This window comes from Brevibacterium sp. UCMA 11754, assembly GCF_021532275.1.
Taxonomy (GTDB): Bacteria; Actinomycetota; Actinomycetes; order Actinomycetales; family Brevibacteriaceae; genus Brevibacterium.
The window spans coordinates 238,191-258,840 of record NZ_JACBOT010000031.1 but is presented as its reverse complement, the minus strand read 5'-3'; the positions used below and the strand labels follow the sequence as shown (position 1 = coordinate 258,840).

Genomic DNA, 20,650 nt, shown 5'->3' with positions numbered 1-20,650 from the left:
CGATGTGCTCGGCGATATGATCGGGTGCCATCGACGATGTGGCCCGGGCGATGAAGACCGGGCAGTGTTCGTTCTCTTCGATTCCGGAGCGGCGGCGGACTGCAGCCTCAAGCGTTTCGCCGGGCCCGGGACGGCCACAGAAAGAATTCGTCCATACTCCCGGCCACGTCTTCTTCGTCAGTGCGCGCCGTGTGACGAGAAGACGACCGTGTCCGTCGACGCGAACAACCATTTCCACTGTTCGAACCCACTTTCGTTAGCCGGGCGAGAGACCTAATCTAGTGTAGCAACGGTATGCTGTCATCGTGTCGAGCACAGAGCGAAGAATCCACCCGGATTCAGAATTGAAGTACTTTTCGAACGATCTCGAGTTCTCCGATCGTTCTCAGCTGACGCAGTCCGAAATCACGCAGTGCATGTCCGTCATGGAGTCGCTGCGCCTCTGGCGGGAAGCCGATCGGGCGCTGGCGGAGGCATCCAGGCGGTATATGCGCCTCAATGAGAGTGACATGCGCGCCATCCGGATGCTCATGCAAGCGCAGAAGCAAGGGCAGATCATCACTCCCAGGGACATTGCCTTTGAGGTGGGGATCTCCAGTGCATCGACGACGAAGCTCATCGACCGCCTCGTCGCCGCAGGCCATCTGATCCGTGCAGCGCATCCCAAAGACCAGCGGTCGATCTGCATCAGCGTGACGCCTCAGACCGCACAGGCGGCACATGAGACGATCGGCCGCCAACACGCGCGCCGCTTTGATGCCGCCGCCGCCATGAGCAGTGACGAGCGTGAGGTCGTCATCCGGTTTCTCACAGCACTGGCCGAAGCCGATGAGCCGCAGGGAGATCTCACGGCGCAGTGACTTCGGTGGACGCCTGGTGAGATACTGCGGATAGTCACTGGTTCGAATGAGGAGCTGAACTGAAATGAAGCCAACGGTGAAGGCATTTCAGGACGATATCGGTTTGCTGAACGAACTGAAGAAGCAAGCATCGAAGGGTGCGCCGAAGGAAAGTCTCCATGTGTTCGCCCACGATGACGCACGCATCGACTGCATCGTCGGCCATGCCACCTCCCAGCCTGCCGATATCGCGCACCTCGTTGCCGATCGCTACAACGAAGAAGACTCTGAGCTCAGAACCGTTTTCAGCGGATTCGGCTTCGATCTCGAAGAGTGCGATGACCTCGAGACGAAGCTCGCCAATGGAAAGCTCCTGTTGGTGATCGGTCAGTCAGACTGATCGCGGTCGAGTTGCCCGATACGGCATTATCGCGGACAAGCTGCGATCAGGCCATCCCCTTCCGCCGGTTGAGGTGAGTCACTAGCATGACCACTCCACACTGATCCACCGCGTCAAGAGGAGCTGTCGCATCATGGGCCACGGCGTCGAATCCGGGCAGACCACGTTCTGCTGTTCTCACTGTGCTCGTGAGATGGGTCATTCGTCTGCGACGGACTCGAAGAGCTGAGACCTCAAGGAAGAACAAGGAGACCGACGATGGAATATACACGACTGGGCACTTCGGGTCTGTACGTATCCAGGTTGGCACTGGGGGACGATACCCTTCGGCTCAGGGGGAGGGTTCGAGAAGATTGCAGGCGTTCGGGGCCACGACGCGGAACGAGTCGGCACCACCTGATCCGGGCTGTCGACGAGAGCTTGAGCCGTCTGTGGACCGACCACCTGGACCTGCTGTACATCTACCAGTGGGATGGACAGACACCGATCACCGAGACGATCGCCACTGTCAACGAACCCTTGAACCCCACAAGAGTCCAACGCTTCCGCTCCACCACTGACAGGGCTGCCGGGCCCGTCCATTGTCGCTGCAGTGGTACAGTCCCCGGCAGCCGAGGGAAAGCGCCCTATCGGTGGCGCAAGGGTGCCGTCGCGAGTTCGGCGATGCCCTCGTCAGGTCCGATACGCGCCTTGAATCCCAAGTCTTCGAGGGCAGCCCGAGGCGAGGCCGCTACATGTCTGACATCGAAGGCCCGATATTTGCCGTTGACCGCCGGCTCCGGTCCATCCATCACCGTTGCCAAACGTCGGGCCATGTCGCCGATGGTGTAAGTCTGTCCCGAGCAGATGTTGTAAGCGCTCACCCCAGGACTATGCGCCCCGACCGCTTCGATGGCGGCGACGTTCGCGCGGGCGAGGTCGGCAACGTGGACGAAGTCGCGTATTTGGTTGCCGTCCTCGAATACCTGGGGCGGTTGACCGCGCTCGAGTGCCGAGCGGAAGATGGCTGCGACCCCTGAGTAGGGTGTATCCGCCGGCATGCCGGGCCCATAGGCATTGTGGTAGCGCAGTGCGATGGCGTGGCCCGATTCCAATGTGCACCAGGCAGCGGCGTAGTGCTCCTGCGCGATTTTCGACGCGGCGTAGGCCGTGCGTGGAGCGAAGACCGCATCCTCGCTGATCAGGTGTGGCTTGATTGTTCCTCCGCAGTGCGGGCAGCGAGGGTCGAACAGGCCCTGTTGCAGGTCTCTGTCCTGCCTGGGGGCCGGGGGCACATCGCCGTGGTCGGGGCAGGTGTATCTTCCCTCACCGTAGACGACCATGGAGGAAGCCAGTACCAATCGCTTCGTTCCGGAGCGGGCCATCGCTGCCAGAAGGGCAGCGGTGCCGAGGTCGTTGTGGGTGGCGTAGCCGGGCAGGTCCTGGGCGTCGACGCCGTTGCCCACCGTGGCGGCCTGATGGCACACGACGTCGACATCGGCCAGCAGCTCATCGAGCAGAATCGGATCACGGATGTCGCCGTGCACGACGCCTGCGGGCAGCACTGCGGTTTTCCCATGGGCCTGTTGAAGCAGCATGTCGACGCCGGTGACTTCGTGTCCGGCAGCCGTTGCCGCCTCGGCGATGTGTCGTCCGATGAAACCGGCCGCGCCGGTCAACAGCACCTTCATGGCAGCTCCAACGGCAGTGTCATTCCTGCCAGCGCCTGGGAGCAGCTGCACGAACGCTCCGATGACAGTGAAGCGATCACTGTCCGCAGACTCGATTTCAGTTTGTCGGTGTGCTCGGCGAAGACCCGGAAGACCTCCGACTGGTCGACGGCATGCGTCGAGTCGATGCCCGCGTCGAGGTCGGTCACCAGCGCAGCAGTCGCATAGCACAGCTCGAGTTCACGCGCCAGGATCGCTTCGGGTTGGCCGGTCATGTTCACGATGTCCCAGCCCTGTGCTGCATACCACTGGGACTCGGCGCGGGTGGAGAACCTCGGACCTTCGATCACCACCATGGTTCCGCCGTCGACCGGCGGTTCGTGGTCATCTGCAAGCCCGTCCAGCAGGGCCGTGCGCAGCCTGGGACAGTACGGATCGGCGAATGAGACGTGGCAGGCGCCCCTGTCGAAGTACGTCTGCTCCCGGCCGAACGTCCGGTCGACCAACTGGTCTGGAACCACCAGTGAGCCGGGCCCTAGGTCCGTACTGAGTCCGCCGACTGCGCACGGTGCCAGAATCTGCCGCACTCCGAGGCTGCGCAGCGCCCACATATTGGCGCGGTAGTTCACGCGGTGCGCAGGGAATTCGTGCCCCCGTCCGTGCCGGGGCAGAAAAGCCACGGTGCGGCTCGTGTCCCCGTGTTCGAACCTGCCGGTCGCGATGGGCGCCGACGGCGGGCCGAAGGGCGTTTCGACCTCAATTTCCTGTGGGTCATCGAGGAAGGTGTAGAAGCCGGAGCCGCCGATGATGGCGATGTCGGGTGATTCAGTCATCACGCTCTCTTTCGATTGATCGCATTGTTCTCAAACGGCCTGCGCCGTAACGGATTGCGTAAGCCAGGACACTGAGGCAGCAGAACAGGACCGAGAGCCACAGCCACCGTCCGAGGAACGGCTCCTGGGTGTGGCCCGTGGCGGCCAGGTGGCTGTCCTTGCCCTGCTCGATGATGCCGGGGAAGAAAAGCAGGAGCAGCAGTCCGCTGGCCAGCACCGGTACCCGGATGTAGTTGACGATTGGCACCCGCAGGCCACGTCTCCGGGCTGTCCGCTCAGCACGGGGGACGGCATTGAGCACACGGTCCGCCGCGGAGCAGAGCGGAAACAGTATGAGGTCGACGACGATGGCCCCGCCTAGGAACCAGACCGCAGGGGATTGCCACCATACGTCCGAGTCGAACAGCTGATCCGGGCCCAGCTCCAGCACCGCGTATCCGGCCAGAAGGAAGCACCCGGTCAGCACCAGCAGGTGCCGGGGTCGGGCTCCATACATCTGTCGGAACCATCCGGGGTGTGCTGGCATATCAGGTCCTGAACTCGATGGAGCGCACCCATTTCGTGTTGTGCACACCGGGCATGGCCGGGACGATGATCCGTGCGGGAAATCCGTGATCGATCGACAGGTCCGCACCGTTGACGCGCAGGGCGAGCAGCGAGTCGGGGTCGAGTACCTGGTTGTGCTGCAACGTGGCGGCGTTGAACGTGCCGGATTCCTGAAGCGATTCAACCCGGGCAGAGGCTGGTTCGCCGACTCCGGCCAGACGTGCCAGTTCGGCCAACCGGACGCCGGTCCACGTCTGCGTTGTCGACCATCCCTCCACACACGCGATCGGCAGGTCAGCGGTGTGTTGGGGCATCGTCAGCAGCTGCGTCCGGCTCAATGAGATGTCGCCGTCGCCGCCGCGCAGAGTCAGTCGCCAGACCTCGCCCGTGTCGTCGGGACTGATGCGCGCGGCCGCGGCCGTCCGGTTGACCTGAAAGTCGTTGGGTCCGTCTCCCAGCACTCGCCCCCGAGGGAGCAGTGCGGACAAAGGCCGGAGCACTCCACCAATCGTCTGGCCGACGCTGAGAAGGAGTACAAGTGCGGAACCTCCACCGACAAGGGCCAGGGCACCGCGGCGGCTCATAGTCGGCGGAGTCGGGTCAGACGACACCAGCCCATCGGCATCGGGCGGCTCCGGGTGAGTTTCGGCCAGGGGAGTGCGCAGCTCAGTGCGCAGGGACCGCGAGCGCAGGGACTCGATCATTCTCGGCAGCTTGAGGCATACGTGCGCTATGAATGCCGCGATGAACACCCACGCCCCGAAATAGTGCGCTGCGTAGAAGCTGAACCCGAAGATGTAGTCGTACTGAATGTTCAATACGCCTGTGGCCAACTCGAACAGGACGCTGCCGACGAGGATGAGCAGGGACAGTCGTTCGAGGGCGTGCGCCGGAGAGCGTACCGGCGGCCATGTGAACAGCTTCGGCGTCACCGACCACAGCTTGGCAAGCACCACTGGAATGACGACCATGCCGAGGACGACGTGGATCCCCTGATTGAGTTGATAGAGCCAGGCAGGACTGGTGGGCCACTGGAAAGTCGGCAGCTTCAGCCAGCCCACGTCCCCTGGTATGGCCTGGCCCAGCTGCGGTGCGTATGCCATGTAGGAGAGCAGACCGGTCAAGGTAACCACCGGCAGCGCGGCCAGCAGCACCGCACCGAACACCGAGGTCAGCCATGGCCCACGGATCGGACTGCGCCAGCGCATCGGCTAGGCGTGCCCGTCACGCGTCAGCGCAGCCATGTACCGGCCCTCATGCTGGTACAGTCTGCAACCGTGAAATCCTGCCGCGGCCGCAACGCCGACGATGGCCTCGGCATCGACCAGCGACCAGTCGAAGGCCCCGGTCAGCTGTCCCTGGACGCGCAATCGAACACTTTCATGCACCAGGCCCACCCCGGGGGCATCGACCTCGACCAAGACGGACCCCTCTGGACGTATCAGCTGGCGAATCCGCTGCAGCAGCCGGACCGGATCGCCGCCGATCCCGACATTGCCGTCTGCCAGCAGAGCATCCTGCCAGCAGCCTTCGTCGGGCACTTCGTCAAAGACACTCATGTGAATCGCGACCGCGCCGCGCTCCTGGGCCAGTTTCACGGCGACGAGAGAGATGTCGATCCCCAGAGCGTCGCCGCCGCGGGCGGTCAGTGCCCCCGCAAGACGGCCTGCACCGCAGCCGACATCAAGCGTCGGGCCCATGCAGCGGTCCAAGAACAGCGCATGGTCCGTCGCGTCGGGCGCACCCGTCCATTGCTGGACATCTAATCGGGTCGCTGTGCCATCGGCTCTGACCACGTCGCATGCGTGGCCCGTCATGGCCGCGTTCAAGGCGTCCAGGGGTGCGAAGTCAATGGTTTCGGTCATGGTTGGGACCCAATCTGTTCACGGTCGGCTGCCTGAGCGACCTCGGCGGCAAAATGGCTGTGCGGAATGAGGGAGGCGACAGCGTGTGAGTCCTCCCAGTAGTCTACATCGGCCAGGACCGGAACGGAGGCGACCCGGGCACCGTTGCTCACGAGCGCCTCCTTGGTCCGCATGCCGGTATCGGGTCTCGACATCGCCACCGAGGCCAGGCTGGACGTCCAACTGGGATTCTGTGCAGCCAGTATCCACCATCCTCCGTCCTCAGCCAGGCCCAGCGCGACGTCATGGCATTCCAATGCCGCTGCCGCCGTCTGCAGGCTCTCCGCGGTGACTTGGGGCGTGTCCATGCCGATTTGCACGACCCCGTGGCCTGCATCGGCGTCGTGGTGAGCCGCGATCAGCCGGGACGCGAAAGAGCCTCCGCGTTGGGCGATGACGCGGTGCCTGCCACACGCCGCGGCGAGCTCATCTGCCATTGCCGCCTCGGCAAGGTCACCGGTCATCGCGATGACCACGGGCCATCCCAGATCACCCACGACCTCCAGCGTGTCCAGCAGCGAGGCCGCGGCGATCCGTGCTGCCGCCTGATCCCCGACAGCTGTCGCCAATCTGGTTTTGGCTTGGCCGGCAACCGGCGCCTTGGCGACCACCAGCATCGTCGGTGGTGCGCTCATGTCAGCACCCTGGCGAAATCGGCGATGGTCCGCCACGTCCCCAGCAGCGTTCCCGAAACCTTGGACTTCGTGCCTCGCGCACGCCTGCGGTAGACGATGTCCCTCTCGTGCACAGTCCAGCCCGCCCGCGAGGCCTTGATCATGAGCTCAAGCGGATAGCCGAACCGTCGGTCGGTGATATCCAACGCAAGAAGGTCGTCCCGGCGGCAGACCCGCATCGGAGCCAGATCATGCACACCAAAGCCGCTGCTGCGTCGGATCCACCAGGCCAGGACGGCTGTTCCGGCTCGTGCATGCCAAGGCCAGACGCCGTTTCCCTCTGGTCTTCGGCGTCCGATCGCCATCGTGGCCGCCCCTTTGCTCACGACCGAAGCCAGCTCAGGCAGGTCGGCAGGATCCATCGAACCATCGCCATCAAGCACTGCCACCAAGGGCGCCGTGGCCGCGAGGATTCCGGCGTGAACCGCAGCGCCGTAACCGGCGACAGCCTCGTACACGACTTCGGCGCCCAGGCTGCGAGCGACCTCGGCGGTGCCATCGACCGACCCGTTGTCCACGACGATCACGTTCATGCCATCGGGGATGGTGCTGAAGACGCCGGGCAACGCCAGCGCCTCGTCGCGGCACGGAATCACCACAGTGCAGGCAAGCGGCTCACGTGCGAGAGGATCATGCATAAGGTGACAGTACCAGTGTTAAAATGTGATTGTGCCCACGCAAGCATCCTTACTTTCCCGCCGGGCCTGGACTGCAGCGATGGTCAGTACACTCATCGGTGTGGGGTTGGTCGCCGCCGCCATCGTCTGGCCGCGCGCGACGGGAACGGATGTTTTCATCCACTGGCCCCCCTTGAAGGCAAGATGGACACCTGATCCGGCACCTACCTTGGTGCTGCCGGTGCTCGTGGCACTGACCGGGTTTCTGTGCTGGCGACGCATCAGCTCCGCACTGAACTGGGGCCCCTATCTGGCTGCGGTCTTCGCCGGATCCTGGCTGTGGACGGCCGCGTTGGCCCATGTCGGCGGCAAGGAAAGCGTCAGCAAGGTGTTTGCACGCCCCAGCGAATACTTCGTCGATGCCAAAGAAGTGTCCTCGATCCCCGCGTTCTTGTCCGGATTCATCGAAAAAGTGCCTCTGCGTGCGCCCGACCACTGGCCCATTCACATTGCCGGGCATCCACCGGGCGCGACGCTGTTCTTCATCCTGCTCGACCGGATCGGCATCGAGGACCCGTACACAGCTGGTGTCATCGTCATGACTCTTGGTTGCACCGGAGTCGTCGCAGTGCTGCTGACCGTCAAGACCTTGGCCTCGCAGAAGTTCGCCCGCCGCGCAGCGCCCTGGCTGATCGCCGCACCCGCGGCGATCTGGATGGGCGTGTCCGCTGATGCGCTGTTTACAGCAGTGGCCGCCTGGGGACTGGCGCTTCTGGCGCTGGCCGCGACAGCAGACCGCAGCTCACGACTGATCGGCTTTGGTCTCCCCGCAGGGCTGCTACTCGGCCTGAGCGTGTATCTTTCCTACGGACTATTGCTGCTGGGGATCCTCGCCATCGCTGTGATCTATCTCGGCGGCAGATGGACGGCACTGCCCTGGGCACTCGGCGGTGCGCTGCTCGTCGTTGCGGCATTCACCCTGGCCGGATTCCGGTGGTGGGAGGGGTTCCCCGTACTGGTCACCCGCTATTACGACGGGATCCAACACAAACGGCAATTCGGCTATTGGGTGTGGGCGAACCTGGGCGCCTGGACGTTCACCAGTGGACTAGCGGTATGGGCGGCCTTTCCCCGCGGCATCGCCGAAGCGTGGCGGGGGGCCGACAAGGGGCGGCGCGTGGTCGCTGTCCTGGGTTGCGCCGGCTTCGTCTCGATCCTGGTGGCGACGCTGTCGGGCATGAGCAAAGCAGAGGTCGAACGAATCTGGTTGCCGTTCACAATCTGGACATTGGTGTTGCCATCGCTGTTGCCGCTGCGTTGGCAACGGCCGCTGCTTGCCACACAGATGGCATCCGCGGTCGCCATCGAGTACCTCTTGACGACGCAGTGGTGAAGGTTGCGCAGTCGGAGTGGACATCCTTCGGACGAACGGACGGTCGCGGTGTACGTGACGAGGCTAGCCGCGAAGTGGCGACTCGCGTAGCCTCGAACCAGACTCATTTCCTCGTCGTCAGGAGGTCGACATGCAAGTCGTCGGATTTCATCAGCCAGGTGGGCCTGAGGCGTTGGAGGTCATCGACCTCCCGATTCCGGCCCCGGGCGCGGGAGAGGTTCTGATTCGCGTTCATGCGGCGTCTGTGAATCCCACCGACACCATGCTTCGCAGCGGCACACGTGTTCGGCGATCCGAAGAGGAGTCCCAGGTGCGTGTGCCCGGAATGGACGCCGCCGGAGTCCTCGAGGAGTTCGGAGACGGCGTTGAGACCGATCTCGCAGTCGGCGACCATGTGATGGCAGTGGTCGCGCCTACGGTAGCGCACGGTGCCTATTCGGAACATATCGCCGTGCCCATCGAGTCAGTCGCCCGCGCCCCGCACGGGTTCGACGATCAGGAGGCGGCCACGTTGCCGATGAATGGGCTCACCGCCCGTCTGGCGCTGGATACCCTGGGGCTTAAGAAGGGCAGCGTGCTCGCGGTGACCGGTGCGGCCGGCACGATGGGCGGGTACGCCGTGCAACTGGCGAAGAAGGACGGCCTCACAGTCATTGCCGATGCCAAAGACTCCGACGAAGAACGTGTCACCGGGCTTGGAGCCGATCTCGTGCTCCGCCGAGGCGACGACTTCCCGCAGCTCATACGAGAGCGGTACCCCGACGGTGTGGCTGGCGTGATCGACGGAGCGCTCATGCTCGAGAAGATCGCCCCGGCCGTCCGCGGTGGGGGCACAGTCATCACGGTGCGCGGATACGACGAAGCAGGTGAGCGCGGTGTCACGTTCACGCCCGTCTGGGTCGTCGACTATGCACGAGAGCACGGCAGACTCGATGAGCTCCGCCAACTCGCTGAGGACGGAACGCTCACTCTGCAGGTGGCTGAGACGTTCTCCAAAGACCAGGCTCCGGCAGCGCATCGTCGCCTGGAGGCAGGCGGCGTCCGCGGGCGACTCGTCCTGGAATTCTGATCACGAGCGCACTCCGGGACGAGACTCAGGCACCCGTCGCCGGTGCCGAGGTCGCGCTCCTCGTGCCACATGATGCGATGAAACATAGGGTATAGGCTCCTAGCATGTTGGACGTCCTCACTGCCGCACAGCAGCGGCTCTTCGCTGCGGAGGAACCGCAGGACGTTGCGGTCGCGACCATCGTCGGGACTGATGGTTCGGTGCCGCGGCCGGTGGGGACCTCGATGCTGGTCGACGCCGCAGGTGAGATCCACGGTTCCCTCACAGGAGGATGCGTCGAAGGCGCCGTCCTCGAGGCTTGCCGAGAGGCGCTCGCCACCGGAGCGGCCACAGTTCAGAGATTCGGCTACAGCGATGACGATGCCTTCGCCGTCGGTCTGATGTGCGGGGGCAGCATCGACGTGCTCGTCCAGCCCTTCAGCGCCGGTCGCTCGGATCTGCGACAGGAAACCGATCAGCAGGATCCGATCGCGATGGTGATGCGACTTCCTGCTGCAGACCACGATGAGTCCTCCAGCGCCCTTGCCGTCAGCGAAGACGCACTCGAGGAGAGTTCCGGACGAGCTGCGGGCTCTCTTGCCGCGGGTCTGGGCACAATCGTCCCGCCCTCGGTGCTCGACTCCGCGGTCAGGCATGCTGAGTCGATGATCCGCAGCGGGAGCACGGGCACAGTCCGCATCACTGCGCCCGAAGGCGACCGCAACCCGATCGACCTCTTCATCGAGACCCGGATACCGCCGGCACACCTGGTCATCATCGGAGCGAACGCCTTCGGGCGGGCCCTGGTGGAAGCTGCCCTGCCACTGGGCCACCGCATCACGCTGTGCGATCCCCGCCCCGCCTTCACCGGCCCGACCTCGTTTCCCGGCGCCGAGGTGGTCCGAGCCTGGCCACACCGTTTCCTCACCGAAGCTGCCGACTTGGGAGCGGTCGATGAGCGCAGCATGATCTGCGTCCTCAGCCATGACCCGAAGGTCGACATCCCCACACTGGTCCGTGCGCTCGACCTCGACGTCGCCTATGTCGGGGCGATGGGCTCACGCCGCAGCGACCGCGACCGCCGCAATGCCCTGCAGGAGGCAGGAGTCGACAGCAGAGCGTTGGAGCGGCTGCACTCTCCGATCGGTCTCGATGTGAACGCGATGACGCCCGCCGAGGTGGCCGTCTCGATTCTCGCGGAGATCCTCGCTGTGCGCGGCGGCAGGACGCAGGCAGTGCCCCTCAGCTGCCGGTCGGGGGCACTGCACCCTCACTGACCGTGCGATCCGGTCGGTCGAGAAGATGCAGATCCGCGGGCACGTCGATGTCCTCCCCGTCGTCGAGGTCGCTGCAGTCGACCAGCGCAACGATGTCACGGTGGGCGATGAGCAGCTCGCGAGCACCGATGTCATCATGGGCGGCAGTTACCACCTCGGCGGTCCAGATCGCATCGAAGAGAACAGGGTGTCCACGGTGCAGCCGCCCGCTCCGATTACGATGGGCGGCTGCGGTGATGGCGCCCGGACGATGAGCGGCGATGACGCGTTCGACTTCCGCCGGGCAGATGCCAGGTCGGTCGACGGGCGTCACCAGGACAGTGCGTCCAGGGCCGATCGAGTCCAGGCCGCTGCGCAGCGATGAACCCATTCCCTCATCCCACTCAGGATTGTGAGCGACTCGGACATGATCCCGTCCTTTCAGAACGGTCGCGACCTCCTCGGCTCCGGCTCCGGTGACGACCGTGACGTTGCAGCAGCCTCCGGAGAGCAAAGACTCCACGAGGGACTCGACGAGGGTGCGGCCGTTGCTGCGCAGCAGTGCCTTCGGTCCCAGGCCCAATCGACGACCTGCGCCGGCGGCGAGGACGAGCCCGCACGGGCCCTGCAGGGCTGCAGAGTTGATCGGCGGCTCTTGGTCGGGGCTCGCGGTCATCGTGGCAGGTCGAGTTTCGCTGTCATCGGGGCAGGAACACGTCACCGAAGAGCGGCAGATCGCGCACCCGCACCCCGGTCGCGTTATAGGCGGCATTTGCGAGTGCCGCCGCCGCACCGACGATGCCGATCTCCCCGATCCCGCGCGCCCCGAGCGGACCGGCCCGCGGGTCCTCCTCGTCGAGCCAAGCCGCCTCGATCTCAGCAACGTCGGCATTGACGGGAACGTGGTATTCGGCGAGGTCGTGGTTGACGACGTGGCCGAACCGCGGATCGAGCTCACCCTTCTCAAGAAGCGCCATCCCCAGGCCCATGGTCATCCCGCCGATGAACTGTGAACGAGCGGTGCGCGGGTTCACGATCCGCCCGGCGGAGAACATTCCGAACATCCGGTCGACACGGATCTCGCCGGTGGCGGCGTGGATGCGGACTTCGGCGAAATGAGCACCGAAGGAGTGCAGAGCGAACTTCTCTGCTGCCGGGTTCGCCTGTGCCTCACCCTGCGATTGGGCTCCGGATGCGGGATCGGTTCCATGCTCGTGTCGGAACGTCTCGGCCGCGGCGAGGACCGCGGCGCTCCAGCTCGCCAACCCGGTGGAGCCGCCGGCGACAGTCGCGTTCGGCAGGTCGGTGTCGCCGATCTGCAGCTCCACCTGCTCGATGGGAACGTCAAGGGAGTCCGCTGCGACCTGGGTCAGGGCAGTCCAGGTGCCGGTGCCCAGATCCGCGGCCGCGATGGCCACCTCGTAGCCATCAGAGGTCCGGCGGATCCGTGCGACAGAGCCGGGCTGCCTGCCTGCTGGATAGGTGGCGGAGGCGACACCCATTCCGATGAGCCAGCCGTTATCCCGCTGAGTGCGCGGTTGAGAACTTCGCTCGTCCCAACCGAAGCGCTCCGCCCCTTCGCGGAGGCAGTCCACGAGTCGGCGCTGATTGAACGGCAACCCGGTGTCCGGGTCGTTCTCGGGGTCGTTGCGCACACGCAGTTCGATCGGGTCGATTCCGCTGGCCACAGCAAGTTCGTCCATGGCGATCTCGATCCCGACCATGCCCGGGGCCTCCCCGGGAGCTCGCATCCACGAGGGCACGGGCACATCCAGAGGAACCACTCGCTGGGTGACGCGGCGATTGTCGCCTGCGTACATCATGCGGGCCGGCTTCGTCGCTTCCTCCGGGAACTCCTTGGTCTGCGACGACATGGACACCGCGTCGAAGGCAAACGCTGTGATCGTGCCGTCGGCACGTGCGCCCAGACGAACATGCTGCAGGGTCGGAGCCCTGTAACCGGTGATCGAGAACATCTGCTGCCGGGTCACGGCGTACTTCACGGGACGTCCCGGCACCGCTTTGGCCGCGAGTGCGGCCAGCATCATATCGGCGTGGGGCACGCCCTTGGAGCCGAAGCCCCCTCCCACATGCGGGGAGACGATGCGAAGCTGGTCAGGCTCGAGACCGAGGATGGGTGCCAGTGTCGACCGTGCGGGGTGCACGCCCTGGGTCGACGTCCACAGCGTGAGTTCGCCTCTGTCCCAGCGGGCGATGGTGGTGTGCGGTTCCATGGGGTTGTTGTGCTCCATGGGAGTGCTGTAGCGCTGATCGATGCTGACGGCAGCCTCGGCGAGGGCCGAGTCGACATCGCCGACGGTGACGTCCCCGCCGCCGGACTCCGGAGTTCGGGAAGCAGGATGGTCCTCCCGCAGCTCGACATCATGGTCCTCCTGCACGTAGCTGACGGTGATGAGGTCCGCAGCGTGGCGGGCCTGCTCCGGAGTGGTGGCGATGACGGCACCGAGGTACTGTCCGCGGAATCCGATCTCCGGAGAGCGCAAGATCGCCAGCTCCGCGTCATCCGTGCTCTGCAGGGCCGGTGCGTTCTCGTGGGTGAGTACATGCACGACCCCGTCTGCTGCCTCGGCCGCCGAGGTGTCGATGGTGGCTGCGCGTCCCCGCGCGATCATCGCCAGGAGGGGGCAGAGGTAGAGAGGGTCGTCGACCGGATGCTCGTACGCGTAGGTGGCGCGGCCGCGGACCTTGTCGGGTCCGTCCAGACGCACCTGCCGGGTGCCGATGGCTGAGGTTGCCAGCAGATCACTCATGAGTGTCCTCCGTGGTGTCGTCCAGCTTCGACTCCGAGCCGCCGGTCAGCTCGGTGAGCACCGTCGTGATCGCACCGCGTGCCATCTGGACCTTGAAGCGGTTGCCGTCCAAGGGCTCGGCGGCCGCGAGTTCAGCATCGGCCGCCTGCAGAAACGTCTCCTCGTTCGGCTCCGCACCTCGCAGCACTGCCTCGGCGGCGCGTGCACGCCAGGGTTTGTGGGCGACGCCCCCCAGAGCGATCGCGGCCTCGCGGATCACCGGCTTCGGTCCCGAGTCATCGACGTTGACCGTGGCGGCGACCGAGACCAGCGCGAAGGCGTAGGACGCACGGTCACGGATCTTTCGGTACGTCGAGCGTCCAGCGCGTGGGGGAGGGAGTTCGAGGGCGGTGATGAGCTCCCCGTGCTCAAGGATCGTGTCCCGCTCGGGTTGCTCGCCGGGCAGCCGGTGGAGTTCGTCGACCGGAATCCGGCGCTCACCGTGAGGACCGAGGACGACGACAGTGGCGTCGAGAGCGGCCAGCGCGACCGCCATATCTGACGGGTGGGTCGCAACGCAGTCCTGTGAGGCGCCGAGGATCGCGTGGTAGCGGGTGTAGCCGCCGATGGCTGAGCAGCCGGAGCCGGGTTCGCGCTTGTTGCACGGCGTCGAGGTGTCCTGGAAGTACACGCATCTGGTGCGCTGGAGGAGGTTGCCGCCCATGCTCGCTGCGTTGCGCAGCTGACCGGAGGCACCTGAGAGCAGGGCTCGCGAGAGCATCGGATAGTCGCGGCGGACTCGTAGGTCGGCGGCGGCATCGCTGTTGCGCACCATCGCACCGATGCGCAGTCCCGAGTCATCGAGGCCCTCGATGTCGGTCAGGTCCAGGCCGTTGATGTCGACGACCAGTCCCGGTTCCGTGACACCGAGCTTGAGGTGATCGACGAGGTTGGTTCCGCCTGCCAGAAACACCGCGTCCGGTCGCTCGGTGAGCACGGCGACGGCGTCAGCGGTGTCGGTGGTGCGTATGTAGTCGAAGGGGTTCATCGCGACTCCTCGGCGGCTTGGCTGACGGCCGCGACGATGTTCACGTAGGCTCCGCACCGGCATAGATTGCCGCTCATGCGCTCGCGGATCTCCTCATCAGTGAGGTCGACCGGAGCCTCCAGATCCTCAGTGACCACGCTCGGGGCGTCGTCGGCCGCCTCCTGCAGCATGCCGGCGGCCGAGCAGACCTGGCCCGGCGTGCAGTAGCCGCACTGGAAAGCGTCCTGTTCGAGGAATGCGCGGTGCAGCGCGGAGAGTTCACCGTCGGTGGCCAGGCCGTCGGAGGTCGTGACGTCAGCAGCTTCATGGGTCAGCGCGAGCGCCAGGCAGGAGTTCAGCCGGCGGCCGTCGACCAGAACCGTGCATGCGCCGCATTGACCATGGTCGCAGCCCTTCTTGGGAGACATCACCCCCAGCCGGTCGCGCAGTGCATCGAGCAGAGTGGTTCGGGGGTCCACGGCCAGCGTGTGCTCCTGGCCGTCGACGGTGAGGTTCAGCGGATGGTCCACGAGAACCGCCTCCAGACAGCGTTGTCGACGTCTGTCAAACCTACCCCCACTGCGGGAGGTGGACAAGGGGGTCGTCGCGGACAAGCCGGAGTATCAGAACACCCGCGCTTTCGGAACACCCGTGTCAGACAACCGGGCAGTCATCAGATCGGGGAAATGCCGGTCATCTCGAGACGGACGTGAGTTAGAGTGACAATTGGTCAGTATCATTGTGGGCCGGGATGCCACCATCTCCAGCTGGCACTTATCTGCGAAGGAGCACCGTCGAACATGTCACGGATCCTCGTACGCATCTGGCACCGTTACCGGGATACAAAACTCCTTGTGAAGATGACAGTCGGCTTCGTGCTGGGGCTGATCGTTGCACTGGTGTTCGGCCAACAGGCTCAAGTGCTGTCACCAATCGGTGACATTCTGCTCAATCTCCTGCAGCTGGTCGTCATCCCCATCATCATGCTGACGTTGATCGACGCGGTCAACACCACGCAGTCCGGAAGCCTTGTCAGGGTTGCCTTCAAGACCTTCGCCTTCTATCTGCTGACGACCGTCGCCGCCGTCATCATCAGCCTGTCGCTGGGCCTTCTCATCAACCCGGGAACGGGACTCAACCGTCCTGAGAACGGCACAGAGACGCCCGAACCGCCGTCGTTCACCGACCAGCTGGTCGGAGTATTTCCTGAGAACTTCTTCCAGGCCCTGACCGATGGCAAGATTCTTGCTCTGATCTTCGTATCCATGATCATCGGCCTCACGCTCGCGGGTATGCGGCGCTCGTCGGACGTGACGATCTCGGACTTCGGAGCCCTGCTGCACAAATTCGTGCTGGCAGCCAAAGAGATGACGTTCCGCATCCTCGCCGGCATCCTCCAATATGCGCCGTTCGGTGTCTTTGCTCTCGTGGCCAGCGATATCGGGAGTCAAGGATTCGATGCACTGGCGGCCCTGGGCAAGCTGACCGGTGCCGTCTATGCAGGACTGGCTGCGCAGATCCTGCTGATCTACATTCCATTGCTGCTGATCAATCGGGTTCCGATCGGCGGATTCTTCCGAATCGCCGGTGAGCCGATGGCCACGGCGTTCACCACCCAGAGCAGTTCCGGCACGATCCCGGTGTCGCTGCAGGCGACGAAGAAAGCGGGAATCCTCCAGGAAGTCGCGGGCTTTGTGATCCCGCTGGGAGCGACCATCAACATGGACGGCGCAGTCATCCGCCTGGGAGCGTCGGTCGTGCTGGCCGCCAATATCGCCGGACATGACATGTCCCTCCTCGAACTCGGCGCAATCGTGCTCACAGCCACGTTCGTCTCCATCGGCACTGCAGGAGTCCCCGGCGCTGGACTCATCGGCCTGACGATCCTGTTGCAGCAGGCAGGGTTGCCACTCGAAACTGTGGCGTTGGTCGCTGGTGTCGACGTGATACTCGGGATGGGGGCGACGATGATCAATATCACCGGCGACCTCGTCGGAGCCCACCTCATCGACAAGAGCGAAAGGCGGATCAGCAGGAAACACGCAACCTCGACAACCGAGGGCAGCCCTTCGTAGCAGTGCGGCCGACGGGGGCGATGGTATCGACTTCGCAGAAGGCGCGAGTCCGCGACGGTCGGGGAATCAGCTCTGACTGATCAGATGGCCGGTGACGACGATGTTGTCCTCGTAGTGGCCGGTCTGTTCGTCGAAGTCCCCTCCGCAGGTGATGAGTCGGATCTCCGGGTCCTCCGTATTGCCGTAGACCTGGTAGTCGGGGAACGAGTCCTTGCCGTAGTCGGTGACGTCATCGACGCTGAAGGTGGCCTTCGAACCATCCTCGCGGGTGACGGTGAGCTTGTCTTTGCGGTGCAGGGCACCGAGGTCGAAGAAGACGGCGGGCCCGTCTTTCGCGGAGTCGACGTGTCCGACTATGAGCGAGGGCCCGACCTCACCGGGTGTGGGAGAGCGGTCGTACCAGCCTGCCGGTGCGTCCTTGCCCAACGGAGGGACTTCGAGCTCATCGTCGTCCGTGAGACCAAGCTTCATGATGCTCGTGTCGACGTCGATGGCCGGGATCGTCAACTGGGTCGGCGCCGAGGCGTCCATTGCGTTATCAGGTGCGGTGTCTGCAGCGACATCGCTTGGGGTGCTGGGCTCAGTCTCGGCGGGTGAATCGGTTTCGGCGGTTGAGGGGGCTGGCGCGGCAGGGTCATCGCTGTTCTCTGCAGCGGCAGATTCGCTGCTGGACGCTGCATCCGGCTGGGGTGGTGACTGGCCGCGGACGAGGCCGATCGTGATGAGTATCGCCGCGACGACGAGCAGGGCAAGACCCACCGCGGCCCAGGTGTTGATGCCGCGATGAGTCCTTGCCTGCTTGTCAGTCATGACTGGTGTCTTCCTCTCTGCTGTGGGACAGCCTGGGCTCGATCAGTGAGCGCTGGTCGTCTTCTTCTTCCGCGAGATCACAAAGGCGGCTCCCGCTGCGACGAGCACGCCGCCGCCAGCGGCCAGCATCACGGTGTCATCAGTGCCAGCGGTGCTTCCGCCACCGGTGTCAGGTCCGCCCTTGGGCGGCTGTCCCATCTGGCTGTCCGCGAGAGTTCCGCACAGAGCAGGGGCAGTGGCGGCCTGCGGCAGGCTGTCATCGAGCGGGCTCTTCGCGTCCTGGACATCCTTCGACAGGTTCTCTGGGTTGAGGCCGTGGACGACGACAGAGGCGCGGCCGTCCTTGATGGCGTCTGCGGTCTTGTCATCGAGATCGATGGTGCGCTTGTATGTCGCCGAGCCGCCCTTGATGCCGGCGTGGTCGACGTCGACGGCCGCTTTGGCACTGGTGTCACCGGAGTCCGTCAAGGTCGTGGCAACTTCACCGTAGGCGGCTCCGCCTTCGGGTGTGTTGACGATGCCGTCACCATTCTCGTCGGCTGAGGGTGTGGGGCATTCGGCACTGCCATCGGCCTTCACATGGATGTGCTGGACGTGCGGGTAGGGCCCGTCCATGAACGTCTCGGCCAGGCCTTCGACGTGTTCGGTGACCATCGCCTGATTGCCCTTGAGGGTGATCATGATGTCGCCTGATGCTCCGCTGTCATTGATTTCGCCGAGGTCGGCCTGGTAGGTCCAACTGTCTTCGCCGCCGGTATCACTCGCGGTCGCCGCGGCTGCGGGGCCTGTTGCCAGACCGAAGGCAGTCAAGGCAAGGACGGGTGTGAGCATGAGCTTCTTTGCTGTGCGCATGGTGCTTCCCTTCTCTTCTGTGGACAGTCCCGTTCGGGACCGCACAGTGTGTATTCGGAGAAGTCGGCTCAGCGGATTGCTCGTCAACCGTAGTTTTTCGAATTCGCACTCATCAGGTGTCCGAGCAGTTTCCGCGGCGTCCATGCCGCGATGCTTGAGATACACAGAGGAATGGGAGCGGCAATGAACTGCCACTCCCATTCTCAGATCAGTTGCGTCTCAGCTCTCAGGGGAGTCCTTGAGCGAGTTGGCGACGCCGCGAGCGGCGTCCTTGGCTTTCTCGCCAGCCTCTTTGCCTTTGGCCTGGACCACGTCGGCTTTTCCCTCTGCCTGGAGAGATTCGTCATCGGTGGCCTTGCCGGCAGCGGCTTTTGCCTTGCCCTTGAATTCTTCGGCCTTGTGGGAGTTCTCTTTGCTCATTGCTCTTCCTTTCGGTTGGGCAGCAGGTCCTGACCCATACGAGGCCTGCGGCCTATCTGTCATAATCGCGCCATCAGCAGGGCTGGCGCAAGGGGGTTCTCAGACGCTGTCATCAGCCTCGGCACCCTTGTCGTTGAAACCGATGAGCTCATAGCCCATGTCGGCAAGCTCCTCGTCTTCGGAGCCCGGGGGAGTGACGCCGTTGATCGGACGTCCCGCCGTCTCATTGAAGAAGTGGATGCCGATGAGGCCGATGATCCCGGCCCCCGCAAGGTAGAAGGCCGGGAACAGATCGAACCCGGTCTTTTGAATGACGAAGGTGTTCACCGCTGCCGTGGTCCCACCGAAGATGGCGGTGGAGATGTTGTAGCCGATGGCGAAGCCGGAGAACCGCACCTGGGTGGGGAAGATCGCCGGCAGCGTCGCCGAGACGCAGGACTGCATCATCACCTGCAGCAGCGCGATGATGCCCAGTCCCAGGAATTGGAGCCCGCGGCTTTCGGCGTGCATGAGCATGAATGCGGGGATGGCGAGGACGATGAAGCCGATCGCCGAGGTGTAGAGCACCGGTTTGCGCCCGATCGTATCCGTGAGCCTGCCCAGCGGACTGACGACAGCTATCATCGCCAACAGCAGCCCGACAAGCATGAAGTTGCTCGTGACCTCGGAGTGGCCCAGAATGCCGCTGAGGTAGGTAGGCATGTACGTCAGCACCATGTACTGGCCGACGTTGAGCAGCACGACGAAGGCCATGAGCATGAGGATCTGTTTCTTGTACCCGGTGAACAGCTCCTGGAACGGCTTCCGGTTGGCCTGCTGCCGTGAAGTGGTCTGTGAGAACGCCTCCGGTTCATCGAGCTTCATCCGCAGCCAGAGCGCGACGGCACCCAGGGGCAGGGTCAGCAGGAAGGGCAGTCTCCACCAGCCGGCCTCCATGCCGTCGGAGCCGACGACGACCAGGAGGATGGTGCAGACGAATGCCGCCGAGGCTGTTCCCGCCAGGGTGCCCATCTCGAGGAAGGACCCGCAGAAGCCTCTGCGTCTGTCGGGTGCCGATTCTGCCATGTAGACGGCGGCACCGCCGTACTCGCCGCCGGTGGAGAAGCCTTGGACCATGCGGCACAACAACAGCAGGATCGGTGCGAATGCCCCGAGTGTGGCATAGCCGGGCAGAATTCCGATGAGCGTGGTCGGAATCGTCATCATGATGATAGTCAGAACCATCACGTGCTGGCGGCCGACCTTGTCGCCCAGGGGCCCGAGGATGAAGCCTCCCAGGGGCCGGAAGACAAAGGACAGAGCGAGAACTGCGAAAGTGAGGACGACACCCCACTCGCCGGGGAAGAAGGCGCTGGCGATGTAGACGGAGACATAGGAATAGACGCCGTAGTCGAACCACTCGACCGCGTTGCCCAGTGCTGAACCGCCGATGGCTCGCTTGAGCGTGCGCTTCTTCTCGGGTGGCATCTTCGTCATGTCGATGCCGTCAGGGGTGGGGATCTTCTCATCGTGTGACGAATAGTTCATTCCAGTCCCTTCTTCGCTGTCTACGGTTTC

The 20,650-nt window shown here is 64.3% G+C and carries 21 protein-coding genes and 2 pseudogenes; 7 read left to right on the top strand and 16 right to left on the bottom strand.

Annotated features, from left to right (window positions below; genetic code table 11):
- Window positions 1-4: 4 nt before the first annotated feature.
- A pseudogene (locus tag HX613_RS18140) lies at window positions 5-220 on the bottom strand (NUDIX domain-containing protein); the annotation flags it as partial.
- An 85-nt stretch (window positions 221-305) separates the two neighbouring features.
- Between HX613_RS18140 and HX613_RS18135 the strand changes: the two are divergent.
- The 3 genes and pseudogenes from HX613_RS18135 to HX613_RS18125 all read left to right on the top strand — a co-directional run.
- Complete coding sequence (locus HX613_RS18135; protein ID WP_235346611.1) at window positions 306-860, top strand: MarR family winged helix-turn-helix transcriptional regulator; 555 nt, start codon at window positions 306-308, stop codon at window positions 858-860.
- A 64-nt stretch (window positions 861-924) separates the two neighbouring features.
- Window positions 925-1,239 carry a general stress protein gene (locus tag HX613_RS18130; RefSeq protein ID WP_235346610.1) on the top strand — a complete coding sequence of 105 codons (315 nt, stop codon included), beginning with the start codon at window positions 925-927 and terminating at the stop codon, window positions 1,237-1,239.
- 258 nt (window positions 1,240-1,497) lie between these two features.
- A pseudogene (locus HX613_RS18125) lies at window positions 1,498-1,743 on the top strand (aldo/keto reductase); the annotation flags it as partial.
- Window positions 1,744-1,865: 122 nt separating this feature from the next.
- Here the strand turns inward: HX613_RS18125 and HX613_RS18120 are convergent.
- The 7 genes from HX613_RS18120 to HX613_RS18090 are packed head-to-tail and all read right to left on the bottom strand — an operon-like array spanning window position 1,866 to window position 7,483.
- Entirely contained in the window at window positions 1,866-2,909 is a 1,044-nt protein-coding gene (locus tag HX613_RS18120) for an NAD-dependent epimerase/dehydratase family protein (RefSeq protein ID WP_235346609.1), read from the bottom strand.
- Window positions 2,906-3,721, bottom strand: a complete 816-nt coding sequence (locus HX613_RS18115; RefSeq protein ID WP_235346608.1) for an S-methyl-5'-thioadenosine phosphorylase — start codon at window positions 3,719-3,721, stop codon at window positions 2,906-2,908. Before HX613_RS18115 ends, HX613_RS18120 begins: the two co-directional genes overlap by 4 nt.
- A complete protein-coding gene (locus tag HX613_RS18110; protein WP_235346607.1) occupies window positions 3,714-4,247 on the bottom strand; it encodes a hypothetical protein in 534 nt (177 codons plus the stop codon). The genes HX613_RS18115 and HX613_RS18110 overlap by 8 nt, the downstream gene beginning before the upstream one ends.
- Before the next feature lies 1 nt (window position 4,248).
- On the bottom strand, window positions 4,249-5,475 hold the full coding sequence (locus HX613_RS18105; RefSeq protein WP_235346606.1) for a molybdopterin-dependent oxidoreductase: 1,227 nt from the start codon (window positions 5,473-5,475) through the stop codon (window positions 4,249-4,251).
- A 3-nt stretch (window positions 5,476-5,478) separates the two neighbouring features.
- The gene (locus tag HX613_RS18100; RefSeq protein ID WP_235346605.1) at window positions 5,479-6,132 is read right to left on the bottom strand and encodes a class I SAM-dependent methyltransferase; all 654 of its coding nucleotides are present in this window, start codon (window positions 6,130-6,132) and stop codon (window positions 5,479-5,481) included.
- Window positions 6,129-6,806, bottom strand: coding sequence for a TIGR04282 family arsenosugar biosynthesis glycosyltransferase (locus HX613_RS18095; RefSeq protein WP_235346604.1), 678 nt, complete (start codon window positions 6,804-6,806; stop codon window positions 6,129-6,131). The genes HX613_RS18100 and HX613_RS18095 overlap by 4 nt, the downstream gene beginning before the upstream one ends.
- A complete protein-coding gene (locus tag HX613_RS18090) occupies window positions 6,803-7,483 on the bottom strand; it encodes a glycosyltransferase family 2 protein (protein ID WP_235346603.1) in 681 nt (226 codons plus the stop codon). Before HX613_RS18090 ends, HX613_RS18095 begins: the two co-directional genes overlap by 4 nt.
- A gap of 79 nt (window positions 7,484-7,562) precedes the next feature.
- On the opposite strand from HX613_RS18090, the gene HX613_RS18085 reads away from it, so the two are divergent.
- The 3 genes from HX613_RS18085 to HX613_RS18075 all read left to right on the top strand — a co-directional run bounded on the left by HX613_RS18085 (window position 7,563) and on the right by HX613_RS18075 (window position 11,180).
- Window positions 7,563-8,855: a hypothetical protein gene (locus HX613_RS18085; RefSeq protein ID WP_235346602.1), complete on the top strand. Its 1,293-nt coding sequence runs from the start codon at window positions 7,563-7,565 to the stop codon at window positions 8,853-8,855.
- Between the two features lie 130 nt (window positions 8,856-8,985).
- The gene (locus HX613_RS18080; RefSeq protein ID WP_235346601.1) at window positions 8,986-9,924 is read left to right on the top strand and encodes a quinone oxidoreductase family protein; all 939 of its coding nucleotides are present in this window, start codon (window positions 8,986-8,988) and stop codon (window positions 9,922-9,924) included.
- A 104-nt stretch (window positions 9,925-10,028) separates the two neighbouring features.
- A complete protein-coding gene (locus HX613_RS18075) occupies window positions 10,029-11,180 on the top strand; it encodes an XdhC family protein (protein ID WP_235346600.1) in 1,152 nt (383 codons plus the stop codon).
- Here the strand turns inward: HX613_RS18075 and HX613_RS18070 are convergent.
- The 4 genes from HX613_RS18070 to HX613_RS18055 are packed head-to-tail and all read right to left on the bottom strand — an operon-like array spanning window position 11,146 to window position 15,466.
- On the bottom strand, window positions 11,146-11,835 hold the full coding sequence (locus tag HX613_RS18070) for a nucleotidyltransferase family protein (RefSeq protein ID WP_235346599.1): 690 nt from the start codon (window positions 11,833-11,835) through the stop codon (window positions 11,146-11,148). The genes HX613_RS18075 and HX613_RS18070 overlap by 35 nt on opposite strands.
- 22 nt (window positions 11,836-11,857) lie before the next feature.
- Window positions 11,858-13,930 (bottom strand): xanthine dehydrogenase family protein molybdopterin-binding subunit, encoded by a 2,073-nt coding sequence (locus HX613_RS18065; protein WP_235346598.1) that lies wholly within the window; start codon window positions 13,928-13,930, stop codon window positions 11,858-11,860.
- Window positions 13,923-14,957 carry an FAD binding domain-containing protein gene (locus tag HX613_RS18060; protein ID WP_009884223.1) on the bottom strand — a complete coding sequence of 345 codons (1,035 nt, stop codon included), beginning with the start codon at window positions 14,955-14,957 and terminating at the stop codon, window positions 13,923-13,925. Before HX613_RS18060 ends, HX613_RS18065 begins: the two co-directional genes overlap by 8 nt.
- The gene (locus HX613_RS18055; RefSeq protein WP_235346597.1) at window positions 14,954-15,466 is read right to left on the bottom strand and encodes a (2Fe-2S)-binding protein; all 513 of its coding nucleotides are present in this window, start codon (window positions 15,464-15,466) and stop codon (window positions 14,954-14,956) included. Before HX613_RS18055 ends, HX613_RS18060 begins: the two co-directional genes overlap by 4 nt.
- Window positions 15,467-15,736: 270 nt before the next feature.
- On the opposite strand from HX613_RS18055, the gene HX613_RS18050 reads away from it, so the two are divergent.
- Entirely contained in the window at window positions 15,737-17,011 is a 1,275-nt protein-coding gene (locus HX613_RS18050) for a dicarboxylate/amino acid:cation symporter (protein WP_235346596.1), read from the top strand.
- A 66-nt stretch (window positions 17,012-17,077) separates the two neighbouring features.
- Here the strand turns inward: HX613_RS18050 and HX613_RS18045 are convergent, their stop codons facing one another.
- From HX613_RS18045 to HX613_RS18030, 4 genes are all read right to left on the bottom strand, one after another.
- On the bottom strand, window positions 17,078-17,821 hold the full coding sequence (locus tag HX613_RS18045; RefSeq protein WP_235346595.1) for a class F sortase: 744 nt from the start codon (window positions 17,819-17,821) through the stop codon (window positions 17,078-17,080).
- A 42-nt stretch (window positions 17,822-17,863) separates the two neighbouring features.
- On the bottom strand, window positions 17,864-18,673 hold the full coding sequence (locus tag HX613_RS18040; protein WP_096159578.1) for a hypothetical protein: 810 nt from the start codon (window positions 18,671-18,673) through the stop codon (window positions 17,864-17,866).
- Between the two features lie 219 nt (window positions 18,674-18,892).
- Window positions 18,893-19,093 (bottom strand): CsbD family protein, encoded by a 201-nt coding sequence (locus HX613_RS18035; RefSeq protein ID WP_009884218.1) that lies wholly within the window; start codon window positions 19,091-19,093, stop codon window positions 18,893-18,895.
- Between the two features lie 99 nt (window positions 19,094-19,192).
- On the bottom strand, window positions 19,193-20,620 hold the full coding sequence (locus HX613_RS18030) for an MFS transporter (RefSeq protein ID WP_235346594.1): 1,428 nt from the start codon (window positions 20,618-20,620) through the stop codon (window positions 19,193-19,195).
- Window positions 20,621-20,650 lie beyond the last annotated feature (30 nt).

Excerpts from the sequence above, each read along its gene's own strand:
- HX613_RS18040 (WP_096159578.1), bottom strand. The coding sequence starts at position 18,673 with ATGCGCACAGCAAAGAAGCTCATGCTCACACCCGTCCTTGCCTTGACT.
- HX613_RS18130 (WP_235346610.1), top strand. The coding sequence starts at position 925 with ATGAAGCCAACGGTGAAGGCATTTCAGGACGATATCGGTTTGCTGAAC.
- HX613_RS18045 (WP_235346595.1), bottom strand. The coding sequence starts at position 17,821 with ATGACTGACAAGCAGGCAAGGACTCATCGCGGCATCAACACCTGGGCC.
- HX613_RS18075 (WP_235346600.1), top strand. The coding sequence starts at position 10,029 with ATGTTGGACGTCCTCACTGCCGCACAGCAGCGGCTCTTCGCTGCGGAG.
- HX613_RS18060 (WP_009884223.1), bottom strand. The coding sequence starts at position 14,957 with ATGAACCCCTTCGACTACATACGCACCACCGACACCGCTGACGCCGTC.
- HX613_RS18030 (WP_235346594.1), bottom strand. The coding sequence starts at position 20,620 with ATGAACTATTCGTCACACGATGAGAAGATCCCCACCCCTGACGGCATC.
- HX613_RS18115 (WP_235346608.1), bottom strand. The coding sequence starts at position 3,721 with ATGACTGAATCACCCGACATCGCCATCATCGGCGGCTCCGGCTTCTAC.
- HX613_RS18120 (WP_235346609.1), bottom strand. The coding sequence starts at position 2,909 with ATGAAGGTGCTGTTGACCGGCGCGGCCGGTTTCATCGGACGACACATC.
- HX613_RS18035 (WP_009884218.1), bottom strand. The coding sequence starts at position 19,093 with ATGAGCAAAGAGAACTCCCACAAGGCCGAAGAATTCAAGGGCAAGGCA.
- HX613_RS18105 (WP_235346606.1), bottom strand. The coding sequence starts at position 5,475 with ATGCGCTGGCGCAGTCCGATCCGTGGGCCATGGCTGACCTCGGTGTTC.
- HX613_RS18080 (WP_235346601.1), top strand. The coding sequence starts at position 8,986 with ATGCAAGTCGTCGGATTTCATCAGCCAGGTGGGCCTGAGGCGTTGGAG.
- HX613_RS18095 (WP_235346604.1), bottom strand. The coding sequence starts at position 6,806 with ATGAGCGCACCACCGACGATGCTGGTGGTCGCCAAGGCGCCGGTTGCC.
- HX613_RS18100 (WP_235346605.1), bottom strand. The coding sequence starts at position 6,132 with ATGACCGAAACCATTGACTTCGCACCCCTGGACGCCTTGAACGCGGCC.
- HX613_RS18110 (WP_235346607.1), bottom strand. The coding sequence starts at position 4,247 with ATGCCAGCACACCCCGGATGGTTCCGACAGATGTATGGAGCCCGACCC.
- HX613_RS18090 (WP_235346603.1), bottom strand. The coding sequence starts at position 7,483 with ATGCATGATCCTCTCGCACGTGAGCCGCTTGCCTGCACTGTGGTGATT.
- HX613_RS18050 (WP_235346596.1), top strand. The coding sequence starts at position 15,737 with ATGTCACGGATCCTCGTACGCATCTGGCACCGTTACCGGGATACAAAA.
- HX613_RS18070 (WP_235346599.1), bottom strand. The coding sequence starts at position 11,835 with ATGACCGCGAGCCCCGACCAAGAGCCGCCGATCAACTCTGCAGCCCTG.
- HX613_RS18085 (WP_235346602.1), top strand. The coding sequence starts at position 7,563 with ATGGTCAGTACACTCATCGGTGTGGGGTTGGTCGCCGCCGCCATCGTC.
- HX613_RS18065 (WP_235346598.1), bottom strand. The coding sequence starts at position 13,930 with ATGAGTGATCTGCTGGCAACCTCAGCCATCGGCACCCGGCAGGTGCGT.